The following is a 4367-nucleotide window of genomic DNA, read 5'->3' on the forward strand; positions in this document are numbered from 1 at the left end:
GTAATTTAGGGAAGGTTTAGACCTTTTTCAAGATGGGGTTGCCCAGAGGGATACGCTTAACCCGCCTCCACTTCCGCAAAATCGGGATTTCAATAAGGCCTTTTTCGCATTGCTGTGGACATTTCAGGTTGGGTGAACGTTTAAATGCTGCGTTACTCCACAACCTGGAAGATTTGGATGGGATTGGTTTTGTTTTTGACTACTGCATCGGCTTTGCGGTTACAGACAAAGGCATCCTTTACCATTTCGTAAGTGTTTTCGCCAATTAGGACCTCGCCCGGATTGCCATGGGCCTGAATGCGTTGGGCCGTATTGACCACATCGCCAATAACGGTATAGTCCAATCTTTTGAGCGAAACCGATCCAATGTTGCCAGAGACCATTTCTCCGCTGTTGATGCCAATGGAGACGTTGGGTTGGTAGTTGGCCATGCTGTTCAGTTCTTCGTGGATGGTGGATATTTGCTTGATAACCGATAAGGAAGCTTCTACGGCTTTGTCGGCATGAAATTTTTCTTTGAAAACGGCCATTACGGCATCGCCCATGAATTTGTCCACGTAGCCGCCGAAACTGGTGATTTCCTTGACGATGAGGTCAAAGTACTTGTTGAGCAATTTTACCACCAGATCTGGCGCTTCATTTTCGGCGATGGCCGTAAATCCGCAAATGTCGATGAAGGCGACCGTGGCTTCAATGGTCTCGTTGAGGGTTACATCGTGGGCGAATTCGGTGCGGGTCATGTATTGCAAAACGGTAGGATCTACGTACATTTTCAGGATGTTGTTTTCCCGAATGGCCTGCACGGTATTTTGCAATTGATTGACGTAGGCAAGGGTTTTATCGATGGTAATTTCGAGGTCTTCAAAATTGACGGGCTTGGTCAAAAAATCAAAAGCCCCCCGGTTCATGGCGGTACGGATGTTGTCCATATCGCCATAAGCAGAGAGGATGACCGTTTTGATCAAGGGGTTGATCTCATTCACTTTGAGCAACAGACCTAACCCATCCAGGCGGGGCATGTTGATGTCGCTGAGAATGGTTTGAATGGAGGGATCGTTGTTCAACACCATCAGTGCCTCAATGCCATCATTGGCAAAAAAGAACTGGTACTTGCCTTCGCGAATTTGCTTGCGCAACTTTTGCTTGATCAGTACTTCTAAATCCTTTTCATCGTCAACTACCAGGATCTTATTCATGATGCGGGTTATTGCAGTTTCTCTTTGAGTGAAGCGAAATCTATGGGCTTGGTCAGAAAATCATCGGCACCCAGCGTACTGGCACTTTCCCGGTTTTCCTTGTCGCCATATGCAGTAATCATGAACACTTTGGGGGGTGCGCTGGGATGTACTATTCGTACCCTTTTCAGCAATTCAATTCCGCTCATGCCAGGCATGTTGATGTCGGAAAGAATCAATACGATGCTGCTGCCTTCGGTTTGCAATAGCTCCAGTGCTGCTTCACCCGAGTGGGCAAATTGAAAGGTAAAAACCTTGTCTTTGATTTCTTTGCGAAACTTTTGTTCAAATAGCGTGCGGATGTCCATTTCATCGTCAACGACCAGGATATTCATATGGTTTAGATTTTAGGTTCAAATGGCAATTCAATAATAAACGTGGTACCCATGCCTTCGGTTGATTCTATACTCAGGCTTCCACCATGTCCTTTGGTAATGATTTCGTAGCTCAGGGATAGCCCCAAGCCAGTACCTTCACCGGTGGGTTTGGTGGTAAAAAAGGGTTGAAAAATTTTGTTCTTCAATGCTTCAGGAATACCTGTGCCGTTGTCTTTGATGCGTATTTCGATGCCGTTTTTCAGCTTACTGGTACTTGCACTTACTTTGGGTACATAATCGTGCGGCTGCGTGCCTTCCATTTGCTTCATTCTTTCATGTACCGCATAGAAGGCATTGTTGAACAAGTTTAGCAAAACCCTACCGAGGTCTTGCTTGACCACTTTTGTAGTGGGCAAATGGCTGGCCAGGTTTAGCCCGTAGTCGGCCTGAAAATTGCGAAACTGCCCGCGCATACCGTGGTAACTCAGGCGCAAACACTCATCGATCAATGCGTTGATGTCGGTCGATTCTTTATGTCCAGCGTTGGTACGCGAGTGTTCAAGCATGTTCTTGACGATGCTACTGGCACGTTTGCCATGGTAGTTGATCTTCTCCAAGTTCTGCTTGAGGTCTTGGGAGATCGCTTGAACTTCGCTTTGATTTCCTTTGCCCAATTCATCCGTCATTTCATCGATCAGCTCGGTACTGACCTCGGCGAAGTTGTTGACAAAGTTAAGCGGATTTTGAATTTCATGGGCGATTCCAGCCGTAAGTTCACCCAGAGAGGCGAGTTTTTCGCGCTCAATGAGTTGGGCCTGAGTCGCCTTGAGTGTTTCGAGGGATTGGTTGAGTTCGGCGGTACGTGTGGTGACTTGGCGTTCGAGAGTTTCGTTTTGGGCGGCGAGGATGGTTTGCTTTTCGGTGGAAAGTCGCTGTACCTCTGATAATTTCAGCAAAAGAAATTGGCTGGTTTTCCCGAAGGTATAAGCAAAATAAATGGCCAAGGAAATTGGAGTTAATAAATAAGAAATCAAATTACAGGTTACCCGAAAGACATCTGGCAGGTTGATTAAACCAAGCAGGAAAAATGTCATTGTGGTCATAACCAGCAATTGTGTGCAGAAATTGAGTAGTATAATAAATGCACCTTGTTTTTTATTTTTCCAGGCAATTAAAGAGATCCGAATAATGAATAAATCGGCTATTAAGCTTATAATGACAAAAATATACATGGTGAGAAAAATAGCTGCAATCAAAGAAATCACACCAGCAGTTATGAATGTCCAAAATTTCCAGTCCTTTTTTTGATCAAAAATTTCACAAACACAAAGAAAAATAACCAGAATATGGCCATGTAGGCAAATGGAGGTCAAAGTGTAATACCAAAATAATCGTTCAGTACTAAATTCATTTAAAACATCAAAAACACAGCTCCAAAGACCAAAAAACAAAGCAATTGAAAAGTAAAGATTGACCTTTTGTTTTGGGGAAACAAAATAGAATACTAAAAACAAGATGAATAAAATACAAACAACTCCAAAGACCAAATAAAAAAAATGAGTGTAAGATTGTTGGTATTTTAAATCGTAGTCGTCACTGGCAAATTCATAGGTAAAAAGGCGAACGCTAAAATGAGATGGCCCTTGAGCGGTAACAATGGGAAATAAGTTAGGTTGGCTGGCGAACCTGATGGCCAAAGTATGAATAGAGTCATGTAGCGGCGGCAAAGAGAGCAATTGTAGGCGAGGGTTGTGGTATTTGACCACCTGGGGATTTTTATCCACTTTTCCTAGTTGATGAATCAGTTGCCCGTCCAGGTAAATTTCTGAAGCCCCGGTTTGGAAAATACGCATTGCCAATTGCTGGTTCAAGTTAGGCTTTTTAACAAATTGGAGTCGAAACCAGATGAGGGTATCATTTTTGGGTACTTGTGGCAACGCATACAAGTTTTGGCCAAGTACAATAGATTCCCACTCCGCATCATCGTACCCCACCTTCGCCCATTCCGCATCATCCCCTGCATGCCACTTCCAGCCCTTATCCAACACGATCCCCTCCTTCGGCAAACTGTCGATGCGGAAAACCTCACTTTTTTGGGCAAAAGTGAAAGAAGACCATAAAAGTAGGATGAGGGTAAGGTGCTTCATATTGTACAACAACTACAAGGGCAAGTTAATAATAAATTCTGAACCTTCCGCTTTAATGGAATGCCAATATCGGCAGCGTAAATTTTGGAATTTGGATTTTTGTATTCATGACCTTAAAGATTTGAGTGTTAACTTCGACAACGCATACAAAAATGCAAAGGAAAGGGCCGAAAACCTAGTGCTTTCCTCCGAATGGATGCAAGCGCTTTCCGAATGGTAGGTTTTACTGTCCGAATGGATACAGATTTCTCCAAAAATAAAACTGATAGCTGGAGAAATCTGTGCAAATTCATAAGATTTCTCCAGCTATTTGTGTGTTTAACGGCTTGAAACAGGGGCTACTATCGGCAAAATCATAGTAAATGTGCAATCTTCGCCTTGCTGAGATTTGACCTCTAAATTCCCTCCATGCCCCTTCGTAACAATGTCATACGCCAAACTCAGTCCTAAACCAGTGCCCTGTCCGGTGGGTTTGGTGGTGAAAAAGGGTTGGAAGATTTTGTCTTTGATGGATTCAGGAATGCCGTTGCCGTTGTCTTTGACGCTGATTTCTATTGCGTCTGCCAGCTTTCGGGTGCTTACAGTTACAGTAGGGGAGAAGCCTGCAATTCCCTGTTTCGCCTTTTCATTTGCTGCATAAAAAGCGTTATTGATCAAATTCAAAACCA

Annotated in this window: 4 protein-coding genes; all 4 read right to left on the reverse strand. The window is 43.8% G+C overall.

From position 1 onward, the window contains the following. Positions 1–152: 152 nt before the first annotated feature. Positions 153–1196, reverse strand: coding sequence for an adenylate/guanylate cyclase domain-containing protein (locus tag ABW391_RS28730; protein WP_353485348.1), 1044 nt, complete (start codon positions 1194–1196; stop codon positions 153–155). A gap of 8 nt (positions 1197–1204) precedes the next feature. Beyond that, the gene (locus ABW391_RS28735; RefSeq protein WP_353485349.1) at positions 1205–1570 is read right to left on the reverse strand and encodes a response regulator; all 366 of its coding nucleotides are present in this window, start codon (positions 1568–1570) and stop codon (positions 1205–1207) included. 5 nt (positions 1571–1575) lie between these two features. After that, complete coding sequence (locus ABW391_RS28740) at positions 1576–3699, reverse strand: sensor histidine kinase (RefSeq protein ID WP_353485350.1); 2124 nt, start codon at positions 3697–3699, stop codon at positions 1576–1578. Between the two features lie 318 nt (positions 3700–4017). Further along, positions 4018–4367, reverse strand: a 350-nt coding sequence (locus ABW391_RS28745) for a sensor histidine kinase (protein WP_353485351.1), incomplete at its 5' end; no start/stop codon positions are given.

It is taken from the genome of Haliscomenobacter sp. (assembly GCF_040403615.1).
GTDB lineage: Bacteria > Bacteroidota > Bacteroidia > Chitinophagales > Saprospiraceae > Haliscomenobacter.